At 71.2% G+C, this 23167-nt stretch carries 24 protein-coding genes and 2 pseudogenes; 15 read left to right on the top strand and 11 right to left on the bottom strand.

Annotated elements, in window-relative coordinates; translation table 11 throughout:
• Positions 1–3 precede the first annotated feature (3 nt).
• The 3 genes from ACZ48Z_RS16130 to ACZ48Z_RS16140 all read left to right on the top strand — a co-directional run bounded on the left by ACZ48Z_RS16130 (position 4) and on the right by ACZ48Z_RS16140 (position 4793).
• A complete protein-coding gene (locus ACZ48Z_RS16130; RefSeq protein WP_468736469.1) occupies positions 4–1365 on the top strand; it encodes a maltokinase N-terminal cap-like domain-containing protein in 1362 nt (453 codons plus the stop codon).
• 3 nt (positions 1366–1368) lie between these two features.
• Positions 1369–3576 carry a 1,4-alpha-glucan branching enzyme gene (gene glgB, locus ACZ48Z_RS16135; RefSeq protein WP_468736470.1) on the top strand — a complete coding sequence of 736 codons (2208 nt, stop codon included), beginning with the start codon at positions 1369–1371 and terminating at the stop codon, positions 3574–3576.
• Positions 3577–3704: 128 nt separating this feature from the next.
• Positions 3705–4793: a glutamate--cysteine ligase 2 gene (locus ACZ48Z_RS16140; RefSeq protein ID WP_468736471.1), complete on the top strand. Its 1089-nt coding sequence runs from the start codon at positions 3705–3707 to the stop codon at positions 4791–4793.
• A 44-nt stretch (positions 4794–4837) separates the two neighbouring features.
• Here ACZ48Z_RS16140 and ACZ48Z_RS16145 read toward each other — a convergent pair whose 3' ends face one another.
• The gene (locus tag ACZ48Z_RS16145; protein WP_468736472.1) at positions 4838–4984 is read right to left on the bottom strand and encodes a DUF6480 family protein; all 147 of its coding nucleotides are present in this window, start codon (positions 4982–4984) and stop codon (positions 4838–4840) included.
• A gap of 152 nt (positions 4985–5136) precedes the next feature.
• Between ACZ48Z_RS16145 and ACZ48Z_RS16150 the strand changes: the two genes are divergently transcribed.
• Both ACZ48Z_RS16150 and ACZ48Z_RS16155 read left to right on the top strand, forming a co-directional pair.
• Positions 5137–7041 carry an AMP-dependent synthetase/ligase gene (locus ACZ48Z_RS16150; protein WP_468736473.1) on the top strand — a complete coding sequence of 635 codons (1905 nt, stop codon included), beginning with the start codon at positions 5137–5139 and terminating at the stop codon, positions 7039–7041.
• A gap of 135 nt (positions 7042–7176) precedes the next feature.
• Complete coding sequence (locus tag ACZ48Z_RS16155) at positions 7177–7611, top strand: ATP-binding protein (RefSeq protein WP_468736474.1); 435 nt, start codon at positions 7177–7179, stop codon at positions 7609–7611.
• Positions 7612–7627: 16 nt separating this feature from the next.
• Here the strand turns inward: ACZ48Z_RS16155 and ACZ48Z_RS16160 are convergent, their stop codons facing one another.
• Positions 7628–7987, bottom strand: a complete 360-nt coding sequence (locus tag ACZ48Z_RS16160; RefSeq protein WP_468736475.1) for a PRC-barrel domain containing protein — start codon at positions 7985–7987, stop codon at positions 7628–7630.
• A gap of 268 nt (positions 7988–8255) precedes the next feature.
• On the opposite strand from ACZ48Z_RS16160, the gene ACZ48Z_RS16165 reads away from it, so the two are divergent.
• From ACZ48Z_RS16165 to ACZ48Z_RS16175, 3 genes are all read left to right on the top strand, one after another.
• Positions 8256–9632 (top strand): NAD(P)/FAD-dependent oxidoreductase, encoded by a 1377-nt coding sequence (locus ACZ48Z_RS16165; protein ID WP_468736476.1) that lies wholly within the window; start codon positions 8256–8258, stop codon positions 9630–9632.
• 94 nt (positions 9633–9726) lie between these two features.
• Positions 9727–9939: a DUF4287 domain-containing protein gene (locus ACZ48Z_RS16170; RefSeq protein WP_468736477.1), complete on the top strand. Its 213-nt coding sequence runs from the start codon at positions 9727–9729 to the stop codon at positions 9937–9939.
• A 63-nt stretch (positions 9940–10002) separates the two neighbouring features.
• On the top strand, positions 10003–12234 hold the full coding sequence (locus tag ACZ48Z_RS16175) for an FUSC family protein (protein WP_468736478.1): 2232 nt from the start codon (positions 10003–10005) through the stop codon (positions 12232–12234).
• Between the two features lie 10 nt (positions 12235–12244).
• Here the strand turns inward: ACZ48Z_RS16175 and ACZ48Z_RS16180 are convergent, their stop codons facing one another.
• The 5 genes from ACZ48Z_RS16180 to ACZ48Z_RS16200 all read right to left on the bottom strand — a co-directional run bounded on the left by ACZ48Z_RS16180 (position 12245) and on the right by ACZ48Z_RS16200 (position 15339).
• Positions 12245–12676 carry a hypothetical protein gene (locus tag ACZ48Z_RS16180; RefSeq protein ID WP_468736479.1) on the bottom strand — a complete coding sequence of 144 codons (432 nt, stop codon included), beginning with the start codon at positions 12674–12676 and terminating at the stop codon, positions 12245–12247.
• 28 nt (positions 12677–12704) lie between these two features.
• Positions 12705–13538 (bottom strand): DUF1206 domain-containing protein, encoded by an 834-nt coding sequence (locus tag ACZ48Z_RS16185; protein ID WP_468736480.1) that lies wholly within the window; start codon positions 13536–13538, stop codon positions 12705–12707.
• 54 nt (positions 13539–13592) lie between these two features.
• Positions 13593–13811, bottom strand: a complete 219-nt coding sequence (locus ACZ48Z_RS16190; RefSeq protein ID WP_468736481.1) for a DUF5133 domain-containing protein — start codon at positions 13809–13811, stop codon at positions 13593–13595.
• A gap of 5 nt (positions 13812–13816) precedes the next feature.
• Positions 13817–14692: a SigB/SigF/SigG family RNA polymerase sigma factor gene (locus ACZ48Z_RS16195; protein ID WP_468736482.1), complete on the bottom strand. Its 876-nt coding sequence runs from the start codon at positions 14690–14692 to the stop codon at positions 13817–13819.
• A gap of 203 nt (positions 14693–14895) precedes the next feature.
• Complete coding sequence (locus ACZ48Z_RS16200) at positions 14896–15339, bottom strand: ATP-binding protein (protein ID WP_468736483.1); 444 nt, start codon at positions 15337–15339, stop codon at positions 14896–14898.
• 217 nt (positions 15340–15556) lie between these two features.
• Here ACZ48Z_RS16200 and ACZ48Z_RS16205 point away from each other — a divergent pair, with 217 nt between their 5' ends.
• The 4 genes and pseudogenes from ACZ48Z_RS16205 to ACZ48Z_RS16220 all read left to right on the top strand — a co-directional run bounded on the left by ACZ48Z_RS16205 (position 15557) and on the right by ACZ48Z_RS16220 (position 17236).
• Positions 15557–15766, top strand: a complete 210-nt coding sequence (locus tag ACZ48Z_RS16205; RefSeq protein WP_468736484.1) for a hypothetical protein — start codon at positions 15557–15559, stop codon at positions 15764–15766.
• Between the two features lie 200 nt (positions 15767–15966).
• Positions 15967–16134: pseudogene (locus ACZ48Z_RS16210) on the top strand (Orn/Lys/Arg family decarboxylase); the annotation flags it as partial.
• Positions 16135–16393: 259 nt separating this feature from the next.
• The gene (locus ACZ48Z_RS16215) at positions 16394–16849 is read left to right on the top strand and encodes a cyclic nucleotide-binding domain-containing protein (protein ID WP_468736485.1); all 456 of its coding nucleotides are present in this window, start codon (positions 16394–16396) and stop codon (positions 16847–16849) included.
• Between the two features lie 60 nt (positions 16850–16909).
• Positions 16910–17236 carry a hypothetical protein gene (locus tag ACZ48Z_RS16220; protein WP_468736486.1) on the top strand — a complete coding sequence of 109 codons (327 nt, stop codon included), beginning with the start codon at positions 16910–16912 and terminating at the stop codon, positions 17234–17236.
• Between the two features lie 171 nt (positions 17237–17407).
• On the opposite strand, the gene ACZ48Z_RS16225 is transcribed toward ACZ48Z_RS16220, so the two are convergent.
• Both ACZ48Z_RS16225 and ACZ48Z_RS16230 read right to left on the bottom strand, forming a co-directional pair.
• Entirely contained in the window at positions 17408–18706 is a 1299-nt protein-coding gene (locus tag ACZ48Z_RS16225; RefSeq protein WP_468736487.1) for an MFS transporter, read from the bottom strand.
• 110 nt (positions 18707–18816) lie between these two features.
• Entirely contained in the window at positions 18817–19434 is a 618-nt protein-coding gene (locus ACZ48Z_RS16230) for a LysE/ArgO family amino acid transporter (protein ID WP_468736488.1), read from the bottom strand.
• 69 nt (positions 19435–19503) lie between these two features.
• On the opposite strand from ACZ48Z_RS16230, the gene ACZ48Z_RS16235 reads away from it, so the two are divergent.
• The gene (locus tag ACZ48Z_RS16235; RefSeq protein ID WP_468736630.1) at positions 19504–20394 is read left to right on the top strand and encodes a LysR family transcriptional regulator ArgP; all 891 of its coding nucleotides are present in this window, start codon (positions 19504–19506) and stop codon (positions 20392–20394) included.
• Between the two features lie 69 nt (positions 20395–20463).
• On the opposite strand, the gene ACZ48Z_RS16240 is transcribed toward ACZ48Z_RS16235, so the two are convergent.
• Entirely contained in the window at positions 20464–21168 is a 705-nt protein-coding gene (locus tag ACZ48Z_RS16240) for a TetR/AcrR family transcriptional regulator (protein ID WP_468736489.1), read from the bottom strand.
• A 119-nt stretch (positions 21169–21287) separates the two neighbouring features.
• Between ACZ48Z_RS16240 and ACZ48Z_RS16245 the strand changes: the two genes are divergently transcribed.
• Both ACZ48Z_RS16245 and ACZ48Z_RS16250 read left to right on the top strand, forming a co-directional pair.
• The gene (locus ACZ48Z_RS16245) at positions 21288–22508 is read left to right on the top strand and encodes a saccharopine dehydrogenase family protein (RefSeq protein ID WP_468736490.1); all 1221 of its coding nucleotides are present in this window, start codon (positions 21288–21290) and stop codon (positions 22506–22508) included.
• 109 nt (positions 22509–22617) lie between these two features.
• Positions 22618–22869, top strand: coding sequence for a WhiB family transcriptional regulator (locus ACZ48Z_RS16250; protein ID WP_468736491.1), 252 nt, complete (start codon positions 22618–22620; stop codon positions 22867–22869).
• Positions 22870–22918: 49 nt separating this feature from the next.
• Here the strand turns inward: ACZ48Z_RS16250 and ACZ48Z_RS16255 are convergent.
• Positions 22919–23144: pseudogene (locus ACZ48Z_RS16255) on the bottom strand (DUF6098 family protein); the annotation flags it as partial.
• Positions 23145–23167 lie beyond the last annotated feature (23 nt).

Below are 23167 nucleotides of genomic sequence, written 5' to 3' on the forward strand. Positions count from 1 at the left end.
ACCATGCCGAAGACCGTATCCCTCAGCCCCAGACCCGCGCTCGGGGCCGATCTCATGGCCTCGCTCGGCGGACTGCTGCGCCAGTGGCTGCCGCGGCAGCGCTGGTTCGCGGGCAAGGACCGGCCCGTGAGCGACCTCGGTCTGCTGTCGATGACCGAGCTGTTCCCAGGGTGTCTGCATCTGCTGGTCCACACCGGTCCCGGCGGCGTGTCCGGCCCAGGCGGTGCCGCCCCGGCGGGTGACTGCTACCAGCTGCTCCTCGGCGTACGGAAGCACCTCTCGCCGCGCCTGGGCCGCGCTCTCATCGGCCGCGTGGAACAGGGCCCACTGGCCGGCCTCACGGTCTACGACGCCCTGCACGACCCGCGCTCGGCGCAGTTGCTGCTGGAGCGGCTCAGGCAGCCGGGCACGGCCGGCCCCCTGCGCTTCGAGTGCGACCCGTCGGTGCCGGTGCCCGCCGGGCTGCCGCCGCGGCTGCTGGACGCCGAGCAGTCGAACTCCTCGCTGGTGTACGGCGACGCGTTCATCCTGAAGGTCTTCCGCAGGATCCAGCCCGGCGTCAATCCCGACCTGGAGGTGCCGGTCGCGCTGGCCGGGCAGGGCTGCCGCCGGGTGCCCGCGCCTGTGGCCTGGTGGCGGACCACGCATCCGCAGGAGGCGACGCTCGGTGTCCTGCAGCCGTATCTGCGGGACGCGTCCGACGGCTGGGCACTGGCCCTGCACGCGCTGGCCTCCGGTGACGACTTCACCGTGCGGGCGCACGAGCTGGGGCGGGCCATGGCCGAGGTGCACCTCGCGCTGGCCGCTGCCTTCCCCTGCGGTACCCACGGCGACAACGGCCGCACCGCGGCCGCGATGGCCGAGCGCCTGGACTCCGCCGCGCACAGCGTGCCGGCGCTGCGTCCGTTCGTGCCCGGTCTGCGCACCGCGTTCGGCGCCCTGGCCACCTGCGATGCCGGGCCGCCCGAGCAGCGCGTGCACGGCGATCTCCATCTGGGTCAGGTGCTGCGGGCGGGCCGCGAGTGGTTCGTCATCGACTTCGAGGGCGAACCCTCCCGTCCGCTCGCCGAACGCCGCACCGCCCAGTCCCCGGTGCGGGACATCGCGGGCATGCTCCGCTCCTTCGACTACGCGGCCCGGCAGCGCCGCCCCTGGCGCCCGGAGTGGGCGCGCCGCTGCCGTGAGGCCTTCTGCGGGGGCTATGCCGCCCTCGCGGGCTGGGATCCGCGCAAGAAGCACGGTCTGCTGCGCGCCTACGAGACCGACCGGGCCGTCTACGAGGTCCTGTACGAGGCACGACACCGCCCCGACTGGCTGCCCGTGCCGATGGCGGCGATCGAACGCCTCGCCGTGAGAGGAGACTGACCCGTGGCCCTGCGCGACACTTCGCTGCCCGAGCCGTCCGGACCCGCCGGGTGCGGCACGGCCCCTCCGCTCGATCCCGCCGAGCGGTCCCGGCTGCTGGCCGGTGCCCACCACGACCCGCACGCGCTGCTCGGCGCCCACCCGGTCAGGGGCGGGATCGCCTTCCGGGCGCTGCGCCCGTTCGCCCGCGCGGTGAGCGTCGTCGTCGACGGCGAGCGCAGACCGCTGGCCTCGGAGGGTGACGGCATCTTCTCCGGGCTGTTCCCCCTCGACGAGATCCCCGCCTACACGCTGCTGGTGTCGTACCCGGACGGGGAGCAGGAGGTGCACGACCCGTACCGCTTCCTGCCCGCCCTCGGCGAGAGCGACCTCCATCTCATCCGCGAGGGACGCCACGAGCAGCTGTGGAAGGCGCTCGGCGCCGAGCCGATGACCCACGAGGGGGTGACCGGCACCCGGTTCACGGTGTGGGCGCCCAACGCCCAAGGGGTCCGGGTCGCCGGGGAGTTCACCTTCTGGGACGGCCAGGCGTTCCCGATGCGCTCGCTCGGTTCGTCCGGGGTGTGGGAACTGTTCCTGCCGGGCATCGGCGAGGGCGCGCGCTACAAGTTCGAGATCACCTCGCGGTACGGCCACCGGTTCCTCAAGTCCGACCCGATGGCGCGCGGCACCGAGGTACCGCCGGCGACCGCGTCGGTGGTGACCGCCTCGCACTACGAATGGGGCGACCGGGAGTGGATGGCACGGCGTGGCGAAGTCCCCGTGCACGAGGCGCCGTTCTCCGTCTACGAGATCCATCTCCCCTCCTGGCGCCAGGGTCTGACATACCGCCAGCTCGCTGAGGAGCTGCCCGCGTACGTCAAGGACCTGGGCTTCACCCATGTCGAACTGATGCCGGTCGCCGAGCACCCCTTCGGCGGCTCCTGGGGTTACCAGGTCACCGGCTTCTACGCACCCACCTCCCGGCTCGGCACCCCCGACGACTTCAAGTACCTGATCGACGCCCTCCACCGGGCCGGGATCGGCGTGATCATGGACTGGGTGCCCGCCCATTTCCCCAAGGACGACTGGGCGCTGGCCCGCTTCGACGGGGATCCGCTGTACGAGCCGGGAGACCAGCGCCGTGCCGAGCACCCGGACTGGGGAACGTACGAGTTCGACCTCGGGCGCGTCGAGGTGCGCAACTTCCTGGTCGCCAACGCCGTGTACTGGTGCGAGGAGTTCCACGTGGACGGGCTGCGGGTGGACGCCGTCGCCTCGATGCTCTACCTCGACTACTCGCGCGACTCGGGCCAGTGGTCCCCCAACGTGTTCGGCGGCCGGGAGGACCTCGACGCGGTCGCCTTCCTCCAGGAGATGAACGCGACCGTGTACCGCCGGGCACCGGGTGTCGTCACGATCGCCGAGGAGTCCACGGCCTGGGAGGGCGTGACCCGGCCGACGGACAGCGGGGGCCTGGGCTTCGGCCTGAAGTGGAACATGGGCTGGATGCACGACTCCCTCGGCTACATCAGTCATGAGCCGGTGCACCGCAAGTACCACCACAACGAGATGACGTTCTCGATGGTGTACGCCTACAGCGAGAACTACGTCCTGCCCATCTCCCACGACGAGGTCGTCCACGGCAAGCAGGCCCTGGTGTCCAAGATGCCCGGCGACTGGTGGCAGCAACGGGCCAACCATCGCGCGTATCTGGCCTTCATGTGGGCCCATCCCGGCAAGCAACTCCTCTTCATGGGCCAGGAGTTCGCCCAGGGGGCGGAGTGGTCCGAGGCCCACGGCCCGGACTGGTGGCTCCTCGACCCCGCCTACCCGGCCGAGGCCGACCACCGGGGCGTCCGCGATCTGGTGCGCGACCTGAACACGGTCTACGGCGCGACCCCCGCCCTGTGGCAGCGCGACTGCGACCCCGCCGGATTCCGTTGGGTGGCCGGGGACGCGGCCGAGGACAACGTGTTCGCCTTCCTGCGGTTCGACGCGGCGGGCAACCCCCTGCTGGCGGTCTCCCACCTGTCTCCCGTGGTCCGCGACGACTACCGCCTCACGGTTCCCGACGGCTTTCCCCTCTGGCAGGAGTCCCTCAACACCGACCGCGCGCGGTACGGCGGCGGCGACCTCTCCCAGCGTGACCCGGTCAAGGCGGAGGACGGAGTACTGCGGCTCACCCTGCCGCCCCTCGCGACGGTGTGGCTGGTCCCGGTGTCCGGCTGAGGCCGCCCGGCGACTTCGAGGTGTCCGACCGGTCCGAACGGGGCAGTCGGGGTCGTACACGGTCGAGCATCCTCGATCTCGACCGAGCATCCTCGTTGTCGCCGAGGGCCACAGAAGGGCTGCATCACGTGCGCACCGTCGGAGTGGAGGAGGAACTCCTCCTGGTCGACCCGGAGACCGGCGAACCACAGGCGCTGTCCGCGGCCGTACTCGCGCGGGCCGAGCAGAGCGAGCCGGACCAGGACGTCTTCGAGAAGGAACTGCACAACCAGATGCTGGAGTTCGCCACCCACCCGCAGTCGGGCATGGACGAACTCCGCGCGGAGATCGTGCGCTGCCGCAAGGAGGCCGCCCGGCTGGCCGGCGAGAGCGGCTGTGCCGTCGCCGCCCTGGCCTCCTCACCGTTGCCCGTCAGCCCCTCCGTCGGCGTCGGGCGCCGCTACCAGTGGATGGCGGAGCAGTACGGCATCGCCACCCAGGAGCAGCTCGTCATGGGCTGTCACGTCCATGTGTCCGTCGAGTCCGACGAAGAGGCCGTCGCCGTCGTCGACCGGATCCAGCCGTGGCTGACCGTGCTGGCCGCGCTGAGCGCCAACTCGCCGTTCTGGCAGGGCAAGGACACCGGCTACAGCAGTTACCGCAGCCGGGTGTGGCAGCGCTGGCCCTCGGCCGGCCCGACCGAACCGTTCCGCTCCGCGGAGCGCTATCACCGACGGGTCGCGGGCATGGTGGCGACCGGCGTCATCCTCGACGAGGGGATGATCTACTTCGATGCCCGGCTGTCACGGGCCTACCCGACGGTGGAGATCAGGGTCTCGGACGTCTGTCTGCACGCGGACACGCCCGTGCTTCTGGCGACCCTCGCCCGGGGCCTGGTGGAGACCGCAGCCCGCGAGTGGCGGGCGGAGCGGGAGCCGGTCACGCACAGCGTGAGCCTGCTGCGGCTGGCGGCCTGGCGGGCCGCGCGCTCCGGCCTGACGGAAGAGCTGCTGCACCCCGCGACGATGCACCGCATGCCCGCGGAGACGGTGGTGCGAGCCCTGCTGGAGTACATCGGGGACGCGCTCGCCGAGAACGGCGACCTGGACATGGCCCGCGAGGCCTGCGACCGACTGCTGCGGTACGGCAACGGCGCCCGGGTGCAACGGGAGTTGCTGGAGCGCACCGGGAGTCTGCGGGACGTGGTCACCGAGTGCGTGCGCCTGACCCAGGCGTAGCTGTCACAGGGCCGGCACGATCGCGTACGCCAGGAAGAACGCGGCTACGAGGACGGTCGGGACGAGGATGGGCCGGCCCCCTGGAGACACATGCTGCTCTCGGCGGGCGGGGTCTCGCCCGGAGGCACGCCACCGCCCGGTTCCAGGCCGGTGGTGCGCTCGGGTTCGGGGTCGGGGTTCGTATGGCTCATGCGTTCCGAGTCCCCCGATCACGGCGGGATCACCGTTGACCGTCTACTTCCGTATTCCGGTTACCGTCCGGTCCGACCTGGACTAGATTCGAGCACCGCCGATGACCCAGCTCATCGGCGCAGTCACAGCCCGTACACGTCAGGAGCAGCGCATGCGCGACTTCGCCCTCGCTCCCCGGACCATCTCGCACTCCAGTGGTGGTCTGGCGGACAGCGTCTTCGAGAGGGCGGAACTCGATCCCACACTCCCGGTGCTCGCCCGCCGTCCCGAGGGCTCCTCGGCCGGCTGGCAGGAGGTCACGGCCGTGGAGCTGCGGGACGAGGTCATGGACCTCGCGAAGGGGATGGTGGCGTCGGGGATCTCCCCCGGCCACCGCGTGGCGATCATGGCGCGCACCCGTTACGAGTGGACGGTCCTGAGCTACGCGCTGTGGGCGGTCGGCGCCGAGGTCGTGCCGATCTATCCGACGTCGTCGCGCGAGCAGGTCGAGTGGATCCTGCGGGACGCCGGCTGTGTGGCCGTGGTGGTGGAGGACGAACAGGCCGTGATGACGGTCGGGTCGGTGTGCGCCTCGCTGCCCCGGCTGCGGCACGTCTGGCAGCTGGACGCGGCCGCGCTGGAGGACCTGACGGAGCGGGGCGAGGTGATCCCGCTCGCCACGGTCGAGTCGCTGCGCCGCATCGTGCTGCCGGACTCCACGGCGGTCGTCGCCTACACCTCCGGCACCACGGGACGTCCGCTGGGCTGCGCGCTCAGCCACCGCGGCCTCGCGAGCCCCTGCGACACGATCCTGGAGGGCTGGGGCCACACCGCGGCGTCGCCGGGACAGCAGCCGTCCGTCCTCGCCTTCCTGCCCTTCTCCCATGTGTTCGGCCTCATGATCCAGGGCGTGTGCATCCGGGGCGGTGTGCTCATGGCCCACGAGCCCGACCTGAGCGAGGAGGCGCTGGCGGCGTCCCTGCAGTCCTTCCGCCCCACGTACTTCTACGCCGTCCCCTCGCTCTTCGAGAAGATCTACAAGACCTTCCTGCGCACGGCCCAGCAGGCGGGCCGCGGTGCCCTGTTCGAGCGGGCCGCGGACACGGCACGCCACTTCGCCCTGGCCTGCGAGCGGCAGCGGCTGGGCGAGGGCCCCGGCCCCGGTTTCGACCTGCGCCTGCAGCACGCCCTGTACGAGCGGACGGTGTACCGCAGACTGCGGGCCGCGCTGGGCGGCCGGGCCCGCCGTGCCACGTCGGGCGGCTCCACCCTCAACCGCGAACTCTCCCTGTTCTACGAGGGCATCGGCGTCTACGTGCACGACGGATACGGCCTAACGGAGACCAGCGGCGGGATCACCATGCAGCCGCTGGGCCGGGAGAAGTCCGGTACCGTCGGCCGGCCCCTGCCGGGCGTGGACCTGCGGGTGGCGGACGACGGGGAGATCCTGGTGCGCGGGCCGTCGGTCTTCCAGGGCTACGTCAACGACGAGGCCGCCACCCGGGCCGCGCTGTACGGCGGCTGGCTGGCCACCGGGGACCTCGGACGGCTGGACGCCGACGGCTATCTGACGATCACCGGCCGCAAGAAGGACATCCTTGTCACCACCAGCGGCAAGAGCGTGGCCCCGTCCGCCCTGGAGCACCGGCTGAGGATGCATCCGCTCATCCACCAGGCGGTGGTGGTGGGCGACAACCGGCCCTGTGTGGGCGCCCTGCTCACCGTGGACCCGGTGTACCTGGCCCACTGGCGCCGGGTCCTGGCGCCGCAACAGGACCCCTCGGCGAGGGAGGCCAGGGAGGAGAACGCGCTGCGGGAGGAGATCGGGCGAGCCGTGGCCTCCGCCAACAGCATGGTCTCGCGCTCGGAGTCGATCCGGGTCTTCCGGGTGCTGCCGGAGCCGTTCGACCTGGCCAACGGTCTGCTGACGCCGTCGATGAAGCTGCGCCGGGACGAGATCGTGCGCCGGTACGCGATGGAGATCGACGCGATGTACCAGGCCCGCTCGGCCGGCGCCCGGCGCTACCCCGCGGACGACCTGCTGAGCTGGGACGACTCGGACGACGTTTTCAGGTGACCGGTCGCCCGCGGACCACGTCAGGTGAGGTGAGGACGATTGGGCCGCGCGCCCAAGGGAACACGGCTCAGTGGCGACACGAGAGAGAACGAGACAGCCGACACAGCCGTGTTGACGCCAAGCCGTGAGAGCGGCATGGCGACCGAGCCGCGTAGGGACGAGACACTGACTTCCGAGGCGATTCCGAGCCGTACCACCCGTTTCGCGGGCGAACCGCAATGTGTGACGGGTGCGCGGCTCGCTGCCGAAGAGTTCCTCTGCGACCTGGGCGAGAGCGTGCCTCCCGCCAGTCCCGAGCACTGGGACGACATCCTGCTGGTGGTCACGGAACTCGCCGCCAACGCCGTCCAGTACGCACCCGGCCCGTTCGCCCTGCGCATGCGGCGGACCTTCGACGGCGTGCATGTGACCCTGCGCGACACCAACACCACGCCGCCCGCACCCCGCGCCTTCGATCCCCACGCCGGTGGCGGGGGCATCGGATGGCACCTGATCCACGCGCTGTGTGACCAGGTCAGCGTGGTGACGGACGAGCGTGGCAAGGACGTGCACGTCTTTCTTCCGTGGTGACGTGCTCCGGGGCCGGTCAGGCCGTGGCCGAGAGCCGCAGATAGTAGGTGCCGACCGCCGCGAGGTACTCGCGGTCCCTGGTCTCGCTGTCGGTCCCGAAGCGGGGGGCCGCCTTCACCTCGGATCCGGTGCAGGCCAGCGTGACCCGGTGGTCGTGGGTGTCGATGCCGGTGATCACGCCCACCGGCACCAGGACGCTTCTGCCGAAGACCCACACGCCCGTGTCGACGACGAGGTGGGCCATCCCGTGGGGAGCGGCCTGCCGGTCCACGTGCCCGATCGTGCCGTCGCTCGCGACGACGCTGAAGCCCGTCAGGTCCTGTCCCTCGGCGTATCCGCTGTCCGGCGCGTACGACCAGATTCTGTCGGTGGTCACACTGCTCCTTCCCTGTTCGTGCGCTGCGCGGGTCCCGGCGGTCCGCTGCGTCCGGGCCCACAGCACCAAATACCCGTCTGTCGCACGCGCATTCGGCGACGGCCCCCTCACAAGCGGTGGCCTCGGGTCCGGTCCGTGCACCTCCTTCACCTTTCTCCCGGTGCACTTTCAGGCCAGGGCGGGCATGGTGGTCCTCGACGCGTTTCGTCGTGGCCCCGCGGGCAGACGAAGGGCGTTCGAGGCAGACCGCCTGGAGCCGCAGAAAGGGATGAAAACCGTGACACGACCCAGGATCCTGGTGGTTGGCGCCGGCTTCGCCGGTGTCGAGTGCGTTCGCCGGCTGGAGCGGAAGCTCTCCCCGGACGAAGCCGACGTCACCCTGGTGACGCCGTTCGCCTACCAGCTCTATCTCCCGTTGCTGCCCCAGGTCGCCTCCGGCGTGCTCACGCCGCAGTCGATCGCCGTGTCCCTGCGCCGCAGCAAGAAGTACCGCACCCGGATCATTCCGGGCGGTGCGATCGGCGTGGACCTCAAGTCCAAGGTGTGCGTGATCCGCACCATCACCGACCAGATCGTCAACGAGCCGTACGACTACATCGTGCTGGCTCCCGGCAGCGTCACCCGTACCTTCGACATCCCGGGCCTCACCGACCACGCGTTCGGCATGAAGAGCCTCGCGGAGGCCGCCTACGTCCGCGACCACGTGATCTCCCAGCTGGACCTCGCCGACGCCAGCCAGGACGAGGCGGAGCGCACCTCGCGGCTCCAGTTCGTGGTGGTGGGCGGCGGTTACGCCGGTACCGAGACCGCGGCCTGTCTTCAGAAGCTCACCCACGCCGCCGTCAAGCGCTATCCGCGTCTGGACCCGGCGCTCATCAAGTGGCACCTGATCGACATCGCCCCGAAGCTGATGCCCGAACTCGGGGACAAGCTGGGCAGCAGCGCCCAGGAGGTGCTGCGCAAGCGCGGGATCGACATCTCGCTGGGCGTCTCCATCGCGAAGGCGGGCCCGGAGGAGGTCACCTTCACCGACGGACGGGTCGTTCCCACCCGCACCCTGATCTGGACCGCCGGAGTGGTGGCCAGCCCGCTGATCGCCACGCTCGGCGCGGAGACGGTCCGGGGCCGGCTCGCGGTCACCGCGGAGATGAACCTCCCCGGCCAGGACGGGGTGTTCGCGCTGGGAGACTCCGCCGCCGTACCCGACAAGGCCAAGGACCAGCAGGACGCGGTCTGCCCGCCCACCGCGCAGCACGCGATGCGCCAGGGCAAGCACGTCGCCGACAACGTCATCGCCACGCTGCGGGGCCGGGCGCTCACGCCGTACGTCCACAAGGACCTCGGTCTCGTGGTCGACCTGGGCGGCAAGGACGCCGTGTCCAAGCCGCTCGGCATCGAACTGCGGGGCATCCCCGCCCAGGCCGCCGCCCGTGGCTACCACTGGTCGGCACTGCGCACCAACGTCGCCAAGGTCCGCGTGGCGACGAACTGGTTCCTCAACGCGGTCGCGGGCGACGATTTCGTCCGTACCGGTTTCCAGGCCCGAAAACCCGCCAAGCTGAAGGACTTCGAGTACACCGACGCGTATCTGACGCCGGAACAGGTCAAGGCGCACGTCGACGGGACGCAGCGGCTGGACCAGTAGAGGTGACATACATCACTCCGTATCGTCGATCGGCTTCCGGCCGGTCGACGGTCATAGGAGGGACGGCACAACGCCCCTGCGAAAGGACACCACCATGGCCGAGACAGTGAAGGGCCCCGCGAGCTACTTCCCCTCGATCGAGAAGAAGTACGGCCGCCCGATCACCGAGTGGCAGGACCTCATCCGTTCCTCGCCGCTGACCCGGCACATGGAGCTCGTCGCGTGGCTGAAGACCGAGCACGGCCTGGGACACGGGCATGCCAACGCCCTGGTCGCCCACACCCTCGCGGAGACCGGAGGGAAGTGATGTCATTCCGCCGTGCCATGCTGGAAACGGATCATGACATGACACGGGAGTGAGTACGGCGGAGTGAACACAGCAAGGCTGCGCGATCGCGTCGCGGCGTCGGACCCCGGGCTGCTGCGGCTGGCCGCCGGTCTGCGCACGGTGGGCGCGATCGCACTCACGCTGGTCGTGCTCGGTCTGCTGGGGATGAGCGTCCCGCATCTGGTGGCGGGCGCGATCGCGGCGATGGTCGCGACCTTCGCCATCCGCGAGAAGCAGCGCGTCCCGCAGGCCGTGACGCTCGCCCTGGGCCTCCCCGTGGCGCTGGCCTCCATGTCGCTCGGCGCCCTTCTGAGCTCCCGTGTCCTGGCGGGTGACCTCTTCTTCGTCGCGCTGATCTTCTGCGCCGTCTACGGGCGCCGCTTCGGCGACCGGGGCACCGCGCTCGGCCTGATCGGCTTCCAGGTCTACTTCGTGTCGCTGTTCGTCGGCGCCACCGTCTCCGGCCTGCCCGAGCTGTACGGCGTCCTCGGCGTCGCCTTCTCGTGCAGTGCGGCGGCGCGCTTCCTGCTGGTGCCGGAGACTCCCGCCGGCCTCCTCACACGCCTGCGGGAGGCCTTCCGGGCCCGGCTGGCCCAGCTGGTGTCCGCGCAGCTGCAGCTGCTGGACGCCGGGCCCGGGGAGATCGACGAGGCGCTGTCGGACGTACGCGAGGGGACCGCGCGGCTGCACGAGACGGCGCTGATGATCCAGGGGCGGCTGGAGGAGGGCACCTCCGACGAGGCCACGGCACGGCTCGTGCAGCGGCGGATCGCGGACGCCGAGATCGCCGCCGAGCGGCTCGGCCTGCTGCTGCTGACGGCCCGCAGTGCCGAGCGCGCCGACACGCTGACCCTGCATCTGCCGGGTGCGCCCGCTCCCCGGGCGGGCCGGATGCCCGGCCGGGACGAGGCGATGGGCACGGTGCGCCGGGATCTTGAAGCGCTGCGGCTGCTGGTGCTGCGCCCCGTCGCCGCCAGGACCGGCACCGCCCTGTCGCAGGTCCGCAACCGGCTCCTCGGCTACCGCGAGGAGGAGAACCTGCCGCCCGCGCCGCCCGCGGTCCAGGACGTCCTGCGGGGCATCGGCGAGACCGCCCGCGCGGTACTGGGCCTCAGGATCGCCCTGGACGGTCCGCAGGACGAGTCCGACGACTCCCCCGCAACGGCCCGCTCGCGCGAGGAGCTGGACGCCGAGGACGCCGTCATCGACGCCGGCGAGGAGGAGGCCGAGGCGCAGGAGGAGCTCAGAGGGCTCAGGCGGCCCACGACCCGGGCCGCGGTACAGGTGGCCGTGGGATCGTCACTCGCCATCGTCGGCGGCGAGTTCCTGTCCAGCCAGCGCTGGTACTGGGCGGTGCTGACCTGCTGGATCGTCTTCATCAACACCGCGTCCACGGGCGAGATCCTGGTCAAGGGCTACCGCCGGCTGGTGGGCACCGTCCTCGGCGTGCTGGCCGGGATCGTGCTGGCGGGGGCGGTGGGGCAGCACACCTGGACGGCGTTCGCCCTGGTACTGGTGCTGGTCTTCGCAATGTTCTACACCGCGCCGCTGTCCTACACACTCATGTCGTTCTTCGTCACCGCCGCGCTGGGCCTGCTCTACACCCTGCTGCACACCTACAGCCTCTCGGTGCTGTTGCTGCGCGTGGAGGAGACCGCGCTCGGCGCGGCCTGCGGGGTGATCGCGGCGGCGCTCGTCCTGCCGGTGCGCACAGACCGCCGTACGAACGAACTGCTCGTCACCGTCCTGGAGCGGCTCGACGAGGTCACCGAGGCCGCCGTGGACCAGCTCAGCGGCGGCTCCCCCGTCGAACTGCTCGACCAGGCGCGCGACCTGGACCAGTCACTGGCCGATCTGCGGGCGGCCACCAAGCCGCTCACGCACCCGATCACGCCGCTGCGGGCCAGGCGAGACACGGCACGCTATGTCGTGGCGCTGCTGGAGACCTGCGCCTACCACGCGCGCTCGCTGGCGGCCACGGCCGAGCTGCTGCCCACACATCCCTCGATCGCGGCGGATCCCCGGCTGCGCCGGGCCGGCCGGCGCATCGGGGACAACATCACGGCGATCGCGGCGCATGTCGCCGACGAGCGCTCCACCGCCGAGGTCGAGACCGGGCCGAGCATCGCGTCCCTCCTGGAGACCGAGGTCCCCGGCATCGCGCGCTACGGCCGGGTCACCGACCGCGTGCTGCGGCACGTCCAGCGGCTGGACGAGACCCTGGTGGGTCTGGCCCGGCCGCTGAACGTGCCGGTCGCGGCGCCGAAACGATAAGGCACGGCGCTCAGAGATCCGTGGGCAGGTTGCTCACCTCGGCGATGCCGCGCAGTTCCTCGTCGGTCTGCCGGCGCTCACGGATGTAGTCGGCGATCTCGCCGAGGCGCTCCGGATCGGCCGCGGTGTCCGCGTCGGTGACCACCCGGACGGGGCCGGTGTCGTCGACTTGGAGTTCGACCACCTTGTTGTCCAGGCGGCCGGTGACGGCGGTGGCGATGACCAGGGCGGCCTCGTCGCGGATCTCCTGGGGCAGCCCGTCCTCCTGGGCGTCCTCCAGGGCGAAGTCCAGTGCGGGCAGGTGATGTTGGTCGATCGCCTGCAGGACCGGGCGGACCACGCTGAGCAGCAGCTCGTAGTCCTTGGAGGCCATGCGGATGCGCAACAGGTCCAGGTAGACGTCCACGGGCCTACCGTCGGGCGGAAGCTCGGGTTGGTTCATGCGCTTCGGGTTCCCCGTCTCCGGCCGGTCAGACCCGCCGCCAGCGGGCCATCGCGAACGAGAACACCCCGAACAGCACGAACCCCGCCGCGACACAGACGAGCAGCCACGGCCCCAGCGGGGTGTCGGAGAAGGAGCGGAGCGTGTCGTCGAGCCCCTTCACCTTCTTGGGCTCGTAGTCGACCGCGGCGCGGACGGCGGAAGCACCCGCCGCGGCGAACACCACGCCGCGCGCCACTCCGCCGCCCACCCCCGTCACGTCGACGAGCTTCCTGATCCGCGGGCTCATCTCGGCAAGCTTCAGCTTGTCGTGGAAGGACCGGCGCACCGCCTGCACGGCGATCCAGACACCGGCCGCCGCGACACCGACGCCGGCCGCACCCACCAGCCACTGTCCGCCGGTCACCCCGAGGACCCGGGCGGTGATGTCCTTGGACTGCTTGTCGCTCGATCCACCGCTGCCGGTGCCGACGGCAAAGGAGAGTACGGAGTAGGCGACGAACGAGTAGAAGACACAGCGGGCCGCTGACAGCAACCGTTTCCCCGCCTTACGGCCGTCAGGTCCGACCGCGCCGAACAGGACCTCCGACAGCCGCCACAGGGCCATTCCGACGAGCCCGATGCCCAGCGCCCACAGGATGACGGCACCGAAGGGCTTGTCGGCGACCGCGGCGAGGGCGCCGCCGCGGTCGGCCTGGTGCTCGCCCTCGCCGAAGGCGATCTGCAGCGCCAGCACGCCGACCAGCAGATAGATCACACCGCGGGCGGTGAAACCAGCGCGGGCGGCACCTTCCATGACGGAGTCGCGTGCCGCGCGACCGGACGTGGACCGGCCGGTCTGAGCCATGGAGCTCGTGTTCATGTCGACCTCCTGGAATTCGGATGCCCGGGTGACAGATGCCCGTACAACATGCGATCAGTCGCCCAGTCGCGCGCGCTCGGGCATGGCCGCGAGCAGACGGTGGGCGGTTTCCAGGGCGACCCGGACGTCCCGGGTGCCGGTCGACACGCAGAGCGTGTAGGCGAGGTCCCTCGACCGAGGGCCCGGTTCGGCGGCCGTCGTGGCCTGCTCGGCCCGCAGTTCCTCGTACTCCTCGACGAGGCGGCGCAGGAACGTGGGGTCGGGTATCAGCATCTGGTTCACTCCTCGTACGCTCCGGCCGCCGACTGCCCGTCGGCGGTTTGCCGCCTCGACCGATCCGCCATCGCCTCGTCGCGCACACGTGCGCAGCTGCGGTTGATGAGCCGGGAGACGTGCATCTGCGAGATGCCGAGCTGGTCGGCGATGCGACTCTGTGTCATGTCCTCGAAGAAGCGCATGTAGAGAATGGCGCGCTCGCGCTCGGGCAGCCGGCGCAGGCCCTCCTTGGCGGACTCGCGGTCGATCACGGTGTCGTACGACGTGTCGGGGCCGCCCAGGGTGTCCGCGAGGCTGTAGCCGTCGTCACTGGCCGAGAGTTCGGCGTCCAGGGACAACGTGCTGAAGCTTTCGAGGGCCTCCAGGCCGGTGGTGACCTCTTCCTCGGTCAGCCCGGTGTGGGCGGCGAGGTCGGCGGGCGACGGTTCGGCGGAACCGGGGTTCTGGGTCAGTTCGCGCCGGGCCACCCGCACCTTGTTGCGCAGTTCCTGCACCCGGCGGGGCACCCTCAGGGCCCACATGCGGTCGCGGAAGTGGCGCTTGACCTCTCCGGTGATGGTGGGCACGGCGTAGCTCTCGAAGGCTCCCCGTTCCGGTTCGAAACGGTCGATGGCCTTCACGAGCCCGAGTGCGGCGACCTGTCGCAGGTCCTCGAGGGACTCACCGCGGTCGCGGAACCGGCCCGCGATGCGGTGGGCCATGGGCAGCCAGGCGGTGACGAGTTCGTCGCGCAGGACATCGCGCTCGGGGCCGTCGGGCAGCCCGGCGAGCCGGCCGAACAGGGCCATGGTGTCAGGGGCGTCGTCGTGCCGACGCCTGGTCGAGCTGGTGGGACGGTCGTTGGTGGTCGAACGGGCGGTCGACGTGTCGGTGAGCATGCGGATTCGCTCCTGAAGAACGGGTTCAGGGACTGACCGCGGAAGGGACGCAACAGGACCGCCGAAAAGGGGCCCGCAGCAGCGATACCGCTTCCGCTGGCGCGCCTCCGGTCCGAAGCACGAAATTGCGTCTGCCCTGCTGTATGGGGTCCAAACACCGCTGCGAACACTCCGTGTCCGGCGCCTTTCCCACCGGTGCCGGATCAGCTCAGGGGCACCACGGCGGTGATCTGCTTGCCGCCGGAGGGCAGGTCGGTCACCCGGACGTCCCGGGCCAGCCGGCAGACGATGGGCCAGCCGCGGCCGCCGGGCCGCCACCTGCCGTGCGGGTCGGTGTGGTCCTTGGCGACCGGCAGCGCGGCGCTGCGGTCGCTGACCGAGACGCAGACGCCCCGCCCCTCGACGACGACATGGAAGTCGGTGATGCCGCCGCCGTGCAGGATCGCGTTGGTGGTGAGTTCAGAGGTGACGAGCAGCGCGTCCGAAAGGGCCTGGGGCTCGCACGGGGTGTGCGTGGCCCGGCAGCGTTCGGACACGGCTCGTTCAACTGCCCGGCGCGCCTCGGCCGGCCTGGATGGCCGAGTCCGTGGGCGCCGGTCCGCGACGGAGGTTTCGGGGGCGGCTTCGGTCCTGTGCTCGTCGCACATGACGTAGCTCCTGATCGATGGAACGGCTGGTTCTCTGGTCGGTGAAGCGGCAGCCGGCCGGGCCTGGGCCCGGTCCATGGACACGGTGACCGCTGCTGTACGGTGCGCGCTCTCCGTGGGCCTCTTACTCGGCTGACCTCTTCGCTCCGTGCCAAACCTCCCCGATCCGGACGACGTGCCCGGCCATTCGTTCGTGATCCCGGGGTAGGCGAACCTCATGACCGATGTCGTGGACTCAGACGAACTGCTGCGCCGCATCCGGCGCGCCCGGGACTGCGCGGCCGAGGAGGAGCGGTCCTGGCAGGCCCGGAGCGACGAGATGCGGCCCACCGATCCTGCGGCCGCCCAGGACGCCGCCGTGCGCACGCTGGCCTACGAGGCGGTGACCAGGGTGCTGGACGAGGTACTGCGGCCGGGCAGCCGCTGAGCCCGGCCTGTCCGGTCCGTACTGATTGAGGCGCGCCCAGGGCGGGCGCCCGGGGCGCAATGGCTGTCGATCACGCCCAAGCACCGGTACTGGACGCCCAGGCGGACTATCACCGTCGGGGGCGGCTGCCCTTCGCACCGCCGGGCCACGAACAGGCCCGCGGGGCGGACCCCGCGGTGCGGGAGGTGCTGGGTGACGCGGTGATCACGCCGTACCCGCCGGGGATCCCGGCCGTGCTGCCCGGTGAGCTGCTGGCCGAGCCGGTGCTGCGGTATCTGCGCACCGGACCGGCCGCGGGCATGAACCTCCCCGATCCCACCGACGCCGAGTTGAAGACGATCAGGGCCGTAAACGGGTCCGCTGAGTGAAACCGGTCACTCGCCCGGGATTTGAGTGCGCACAATCGCCATGAATGGTTTACGGTTCATTCATACGTGGTGGCGGGGTCGACCGACCGGCCTGCGGACACCACCTCTGACTGCCCTGGCTGGTCTCCCCCGTCCAGCCAGGGCTTTTTCATGCCGTGGGCAGATCCCTCCGTCCGTCGAGGTGCCCCTGACGGCTGCAGCCGCTGAAATGGGCGTAGGCACAACACCGGAATCCATCGCCGGCGAGGAGCCCCGCGTCATGACCAAAGCGACGAGACTGCTGACCGCGCTGCCGCAGCCGCAGCGCCAGAGCCTGATGACGCTCGCCAAGGAGGTCTCCTTCCCCGAGGACTTCCGCATCTTCGAGGCAGGCGGCACGGCCGACCGTTTCTGGGTCATCCGCTCCGGAGCGGTCACCCTGACCCAGCAGGTGACCACCCAGCAGCGGGTCACCGTCGCCGGGCTCGGCTCGGGCGATCTGCTCGGCTGGTCCTGGCTGTTCCCGCCGTACCAGTGGGACTTCGGCGCGGAGGCCTTCAGTCCCGTGCGTGCCTACGAGTTCGACGCCGCGGCGGTGCTCCGGCTGTGCGAGGAGGACCAGCAGCTCGGGATGATCCTGGTCCGCACGGTCGCCGAGATCCTCGCCCACCGGCTGGAGACGACACGGGGCAAGCTCATGGAGCAGTACGGCTCGCACCGGCGAGGTGTTCTGTAGGGGCCCCGCGGCCCGGCTGGACCGGGCCAGGAGTCAACGGTGCCTTGTCGGCACAGATGTGTGGCTGCGGGGCTCCCGGAGGCCGCCGCAGCAGCCACCGCGTGGTCGGCGACCAGGAGCCCGCCCCACCCCCACCCCCGCAACCCGGTGCCGGGCGCACGCGCGGGGGCGGCCGATCCCGCCGCCGTCCTCCTCACCGCCGCCGCCGCCGAGCAACTCGGCACCGCCACGCGCGCGTGTGAGCTGGCAGGGCCGTGCAACACGCCGGGACATGAGAGCAGTTCGGGCAACCGATTCGGGGCCCTCCAGGCAGTCGAGCACCTGTGCGCGCAGCTGCTGGTGCGGGCGGAGACGGCGCGGGCCGCGCGGTGTACGCGGCCGCCGTGACCGGAGACCCCGCGCCGGACCGCTCGGCGCCGAGCGCACCCGAGCTCAGACGCGGTGACGACACCATGAAGGCCAGGCCCAGCACCACGGGGACCACCAGGGGCCCGCCGCCGACAGTGCCGCTGAAAGAGCACCCCACCACACCGGACCGCGGGGCGACGCCCGCCCGCCTCAGATGCGGTAGCGGCGCAGTGACGGCACCGCGAAGGCCAGGCCCAGCATGGCGGCGACCACCAGGAGTCCACCGCCGGCGACCGCGGTGCGCGCGCCGAAGACCGAGCCGGCGGTGCCGTGCAGGACGTCGGCGAGGCGGGGTCCGCCGGCGACGACGACGGTGAAGACACCCTGCATCCGGCCGCGCATCTCGTCGGTGGCCGCGGAGAGCAGGATCGCTCCGCGAAAGACCATCGAGACCATGTCGGCGACCCCGGCCACCGCGAGGAACACCACGGCGAGCCACAGACTGCCGCTCAGCCCGAAGCCGGTGATGGCCACACCCCAGGCGACGACCGCGCCGATGACCATCCAGCCGTGCCGGCGGGCCCGGGAGAAGGTGCCCGAGAACAGTCCGCCGACCACCGCGCCGATGGGGATGGCGGCGAACAGCAGGCCCAGCGCGAGCCCCTCGCCGTACGGGGCGTAGGTCTCGGAGGCGAGCTGCGGGAACAGGGCCCGGGGCATGCCGAGGACCATGGCGATGATGTCGGCGAGGAAGGACAGCAGCAGCACCTTGTGCGCGGAGATGTACCGGAAGCCCTCGGCGATCTCGCGCACACCCGCCCGACGCGCCACCGCGGCGGCGAGCGGCGGCAGGGAGGGCAGCCGGTACACCGCCCAGACCGTGAAGCACAGCGCCAGGGCGTCGATGAGATACAGCTCCGGAAGGCCGATCACCGGGATCAGGACACCGGCGAGCAGCGGGCCGACCACCTGGCCTGTCTGCATCACGGTCGAGCCGAGCGCGTTGGCCGCGGGCAGCTGTGCCTCGGGGACCAGGCGGGCGATGGACGCGTTGCGGGCGGGGGCGTTCAGGCCCCAGAACGCCTGCTGCACCGCGAGCAGGACCATGAGCGCCGCCACCGAGTCCAGTCCGGTGACGGCCTGGAGCCAGAACAGGACGGAGGTGACGGCGATGCCGGTGTTGGTGATCAGGAGCAGCTTGCGGCGGTCCATGGTGTCGGCGACCGCGCCGCCCCACAGCGCGAACACGATGAGCGGCAGCAGTCCGGCCATGCTCGCGGCGCCGACCCAGGCCGAGGAGCCGGTGATGTCGTAGATCTGCTTGGGCACGGCGACGGCGGTGAGCTGGCTGCCGACGGCCGTGACGATCGTCGAGCTCCACAGCCGACGGTAGGCCGGCAGGCGCAGTGGGCGGGTGTCCATGGCCCAGCGGCGCCAGCCACGCCGGGGTGGCGGCGCCTCGTCCGCGGCCGGCGTCCTGGGGTCGGTGCTGTCCTCGCTGGTGTCCACGCGCTTCCTGGTTGCTCGTTACATCTAACGGGTCCAGGGTTCACTATGGCAGCACCGCCCGGGAGTTCCGGACGCGGTATCTCATCCTGCGGACCGCGTACTCGGGGTCCTCACGCCCCGGCCACCAGCGCGGCGCCGAGGGTGATCATCATGGCGGCCACCAGTCCGTCGAGAACCCGCCAGGCGGCCGGCCCGGCCAGGAACCGGCTGAGCAGCCGGGCCCCGAAGCCCAGCGCGGTGAACCAGCACAGGCTCGCCAGCACGGCACCGAGCCCGAAGGTCCAGCGCAGCGGACCGCGGTCGGCGGCGACCGAGCCGAGCAGGAACACGGTGTCGAGATAGACGTGCGGGTTGAGCCAGGTCATGGCCAGACAGGTCAGCACCGCCCGTTTCCGGGACCCCGCCGCCTCGCCCTCGGCCCGCAGGCCGGACTTCCCCGGCCGGAACACGCGCCGGGCGGCCAGCACGCCGTAGCAGAGCAGGAATCCACCGCCGATCCAGCCGACCAGGGTGAGCGCACCAGGCCAGGCGACCACCACCGCGCCGATCCCGCCGACGCCGAGGGCGATGAGCAGGGCGTCGGACAGGGCGCAGATGCCGACGACGGCGAGGACCGCGTCGCGGCGGATCCCCTGGCGCAGGACGAAGGCGTTCTGGGCTCCGATGGCGACGATCAGCGAGAGGCCGGTGCCGAAACCGGCGGCAGCGGCGGACAGGGAAGCTTGCATGGCTTCGACGGTACGGAGACGATCACTGCCCGTACAGCTAAAGATTCTTACGTATCATTAGTTGTCGTGATGATGACCGAGCTGCCCTTGGATCAGGTACGGACTCTGCTCGCGGTTGTCGACGAGGGGACGTTCGACGCCGCGGCGGCGGCCCTGCATGTGACGCCGTCCGCGGTGAGCCAGCGGGTGAAGGCACTGGAGCAGCGCACGGGGCGGGTGCTGCTGGTGCGCACCAAGCCGGTGCGGCCGACCGAGTCGGGCGAGGTGGTGGTGCGGTTCGCCCGGCAGCTGGCCCGGCTGGAGCGGGACGCGCTCGCCGAGCTGGGGATGCCGGGTGAGGGGGAGGTGACGCGGGTCTCCGTCGCGGTGAACGCGGACTCCCTGGCGACCTGGTTCCTCAAGGCCCTCACGCGGGTCCCGGGCCGCGAGCGGCTCTGTTTCGAGCTGCGGCGCGAGGACGAGACGCGTACGGCGGAGCTGTTGCGGGAGGGGCTGGTGATGGCGGCGGTGACGTCGTCGCCGGATCCGGTGGCGGGGTGTTCCGTGCGGATGCTGGGACGGATGCGGTATCTCGCGGCGGCGAGTCCGGAGTTCGCCTCGCGGTATCTCGACGGGCCGCTCCGCGACGCGCTGGCCGAGGCACCGGTGATGACCTTCGACCGCAACGACGACGTCCAGGACGGGTTCCTGCGGAAGCTGGGCCGCGGCGGGGCGAGCCGGGTGCGGCACGCCGTGCCGACGTCGGAGGGGTTCGTGGAGGCGGTCGCGCTGGGACTGGGGTGGGGAATGGTGCCGGAAGCGCAGGCGGAGGAGCTGTTGCGGGCGGGTCGGCTGATCTCGCTGGCGCCGGATCTTGCGGTGGATGTCCCGTTGTACTGGCAGCAGTGGAAGCTGGATTCGCCGGCGTTGGGAGTGGTGGCCGAGGCGGTGGCGGCCGCCGCGTCGCACACGCTGCGATGACGCACCCATGGGACGCCGTCTGGCGAGCGCGGGTTCGTTGTGCCTGGTCGTGCAGCGGGGCAGCGCACCTTACGGGGCGCTGCCCCGCTGTACCTCCACGCTGTCCAGGAGCATGTCCAGGGCCGTCGGATACGCGCTGGTGACCATGCGGGTGGCAAGGAGGGCCGATGCCTCCGCGATGCGCGGATAACGATCGGCCGGCAGGTGCGCGTACGTCGAGCGCCACTTGCCCTCGTCCGCGTCCAGCGCCTCGCTCGGCAGGGCCAGTGACGCCGCGTCCAGGGCGGCGAAAGCCAGGGTCTGGTCGATGAAGGCGTGGTAGATCCGGACCGTGTCCGGGAGCGGCAGGCCCGCCGTGCGCAGGACGTCCAGGACCGCCTCGTCCGCGGCCAGTTCGTTCGCCCGGCCGGTGACCCTGCTCGTCGTCAGCAGGGCGGCCTGGGGGTGGGCCACGTACGCGGCGTGGATACGCAGGCCCATGGAGCGCAGGTCGGGCCGCCACTCCCCCGTCGGCGCCCAGCCCTGCAGCGCCTGTCCGATCAGGGCGTCGCCGATGGCCAGGGTCAGCTCGTCCATGCCGCGGAAGTAGCGGTAGAGCGTGCTCGGGTCGGCGTCCAGCGCCAGACCCAGACGGCGGGCGGTCAGACCGGTGCTGCCGTGTTCGCGGAGCATGCGCAGGGCGGTCTCGACGATCAGCTCCTCGGACAGCACGGTGCCGCTCCTGGTGGGCCTGCGCCGACGGCGGTTCTCCTCGCGGACCACGGGCTTCGGCATCCTGAGCCTCCCTTCGCCTCCTTATGCCAACGCCATTGACCTTAAACGAGGGCACGGCGTTGTATCTCAGCCAGGGGCCCCGCACATCCGCGACGTCGGCCCGTGAAGGAGTGCTTGTCATGCGTGTACTGCTCGTGGGCGCCGGAGGCGTCGGCACCGCCATCACCCGGATCGCCGCCCGGCGGCCGTTCTTCGACACCATGGTCGTCGCCGACTACGACCCGGCCCGCGCCGAGGCCGCGGTGGCCGCGCTCGGCGAGCCGGGCGAGCGGTTCAGCGCCGAGCGCGTGGACGCGAACGACGAGTCGGCCGTGGCCGCCCTGCTGGAGCGGCACGCCTGCGACGTGCTCCTCAACGCCACCGACCCGCGCTTCGTGATGCCGCTGTTCCGCGCGGCGCGCACCGCCGGAGCGACGTATGTCGACATGGCGATGTCCCTGTCACGGCCGCACCCCGAGCTGCCGTACGCGAAGTGCGGGGTGAAACTCGGCGACGAGCAGTTCGCGCAGGCCGAGGAGTGGGAGAAGGCGGGCGCGCTGGCCCTGGTCGGCATGGGTGTGGAGCCGGGGCTGTCGGACGTCTTCGCCCGGTACGCGGCCGACGAACTGTTCGACGAGATCGAGGAGATCGGGGTCCGCGACGGCGCGAACCTCACCGTCGACGGATACGACTTCGCCCCCTCCTTCAGCATCTGGACCACCATCGAGGAGTGCCTGAACCCTCCCGTGGTCTACGAGGCCGACCGCGGCTGGTTCACCACGGAACCCTTCAGCGAGCCCGAGGTCTTCGACTTCCCGGAGGGCATCGGTCCCGTCGAGTGCGTGAACGTGGAACACGAGGAGGTGCTGCTCGTCCCCCGCTGGGTCGGCGCGCGCCGCGTCACCTTCAAGTACGGGCTGGGCCGCGAGTTCATCGAGACGCTGAGGACGCTGCACCTGCTGGGCCTGGACCGCACCGACCCGGTGACCGTGCCGAGTGCCGGCGGGCCGGTCGCGGTCTCGCCCCGGGACGTCGTGGCCGCGTGTCTGCCCGATCCGGCGACGCTGGGCGAGCGGATGCACGGCAAGACCTGTGCGGGCACGTGGGTGAAGGGCGTCAAGGACGGGGCGCCGCGCGAGGTGTACCTCTACCACGTGGTCGACAACCAGTGGTCCATGGCGGAGTACGGCAGTCAGGCGGTGGTGTGGCAGACCGCGGTGAACCCTGTCGTCGCCCTCGAACTCCTCGCCACCGGCGTCTGGTCCGGCACCGGCGTCCTCGGCCCGGAGGCCTTCCCTGCCCGCCCCTTCCTGAACCTGCTGACCGCGTACGGCTCCCCGTGGGGCGTCCGCGAACAGTGAAGGGAGTGTGTCCCACGGGGCCCGGTTGTTTCATCGCGCATCGACAGGTGACCCGAAATCAAGTAAGGCTTCCACGAGGGCACGTACGACCCGATCGCAGGTGACTTTGATGGACAACTGGCGAGACCATGCCGCATGCCGACAAGAGGACCCCGACCTCTTCTTCCCGATCGGCAACACCGGCCCCGCACTCGTACAGACAGAGCAGGCCAAGTCCGTCTGCCGGCGCTGCCCCTCCCAGGAGCAGTGTCTGCAGTGGGCTCTCGACACCGGGCAGGGCATCGGCGTCTGGGGCGGCACCAGTGAAACGGAACGCCGCGCACTGGCCCGGCGTGCGGCCGCGCGCAGAAGGTCCGGCTGACCGGGCCCGTTCAGCGGCCTCGGCGCCGGAGCGGACCCCAGGCGTTCGCCTAACGGTCCACCTCGGCCCACGCCTCCTCGATCACCCGGGGGTCGATCCAGCACATCGGCCGCACGTCGCTGACGAGCGGCTCGTTGTCCGGGCCCCCGGCCCCGCTCGCGGCCCTGAAGGACCCAGGGGCGTACTCCTGGGTCCTTCTCGTGCGGCAGACGGGAGTAGTCGAAGAGACGCCGGGCCACCCACAGCCGCACGGGACGCCCCCGCCACCACCTTCTGTCGCGGGAAGACCGGGGTGCCC

This window comes from Streptomyces sp. NPDC031225 (assembly GCF_055570355.1).

Excerpts from the sequence above, each read along its gene's own strand:
- ACZ48Z_RS16150 (WP_468736473.1), top strand. The coding sequence starts at position 5,137 with ATGCGCGACTTCGCCCTCGCTCCCCGGACCATCTCGCACTCCAGTGGT.
- ACZ48Z_RS16170 (WP_468736477.1), top strand. The coding sequence starts at position 9,727 with ATGGCCGAGACAGTGAAGGGCCCCGCGAGCTACTTCCCCTCGATCGAG.
- ACZ48Z_RS16205 (WP_468736484.1), top strand. The coding sequence starts at position 15,557 with ATGACCGATGTCGTGGACTCAGACGAACTGCTGCGCCGCATCCGGCGC.
- ACZ48Z_RS16200 (WP_468736483.1), bottom strand. The coding sequence starts at position 15,339 with ATGTGCGACGAGCACAGGACCGAAGCCGCCCCCGAAACCTCCGTCGCG.
- ACZ48Z_RS16145 (WP_468736472.1), bottom strand. The coding sequence starts at position 4,984 with ATGAGCCATACGAACCCCGACCCCGAACCCGAGCGCACCACCGGCCTG.
- ACZ48Z_RS16180 (WP_468736479.1), bottom strand. The coding sequence starts at position 12,676 with ATGAACCAACCCGAGCTTCCGCCCGACGGTAGGCCCGTGGACGTCTAC.
- ACZ48Z_RS16185 (WP_468736480.1), bottom strand. The coding sequence starts at position 13,538 with ATGAACACGAGCTCCATGGCTCAGACCGGCCGGTCCACGTCCGGTCGC.
- ACZ48Z_RS16155 (WP_468736474.1), top strand. The coding sequence starts at position 7,177 with ATGGCGACCGAGCCGCGTAGGGACGAGACACTGACTTCCGAGGCGATT.
- ACZ48Z_RS16195 (WP_468736482.1), bottom strand. The coding sequence starts at position 14,692 with ATGCTCACCGACACGTCGACCGCCCGTTCGACCACCAACGACCGTCCC.
- ACZ48Z_RS16190 (WP_468736481.1), bottom strand. The coding sequence starts at position 13,811 with ATGCTGATACCCGACCCCACGTTCCTGCGCCGCCTCGTCGAGGAGTAC.
- ACZ48Z_RS16250 (WP_468736491.1), top strand. The coding sequence starts at position 22,618 with ATGGACAACTGGCGAGACCATGCCGCATGCCGACAAGAGGACCCCGAC.
- ACZ48Z_RS16235 (WP_468736630.1), top strand. The coding sequence starts at position 19,504 with ATGATGACCGAGCTGCCCTTGGATCAGGTACGGACTCTGCTCGCGGTT.
- ACZ48Z_RS16215 (WP_468736485.1), top strand. The coding sequence starts at position 16,394 with ATGACCAAAGCGACGAGACTGCTGACCGCGCTGCCGCAGCCGCAGCGC.
- ACZ48Z_RS16130 (WP_468736469.1), top strand. The coding sequence starts at position 4 with ATGCCGAAGACCGTATCCCTCAGCCCCAGACCCGCGCTCGGGGCCGAT.
- ACZ48Z_RS16245 (WP_468736490.1), top strand. The coding sequence starts at position 21,288 with ATGCGTGTACTGCTCGTGGGCGCCGGAGGCGTCGGCACCGCCATCACC.
- ACZ48Z_RS16165 (WP_468736476.1), top strand. The coding sequence starts at position 8,256 with ATGAAAACCGTGACACGACCCAGGATCCTGGTGGTTGGCGCCGGCTTC.
- ACZ48Z_RS16240 (WP_468736489.1), bottom strand. The coding sequence starts at position 21,168 with ATGCCGAAGCCCGTGGTCCGCGAGGAGAACCGCCGTCGGCGCAGGCCC.
- ACZ48Z_RS16230 (WP_468736488.1), bottom strand. The coding sequence starts at position 19,434 with ATGCAAGCTTCCCTGTCCGCCGCTGCCGCCGGTTTCGGCACCGGCCTC.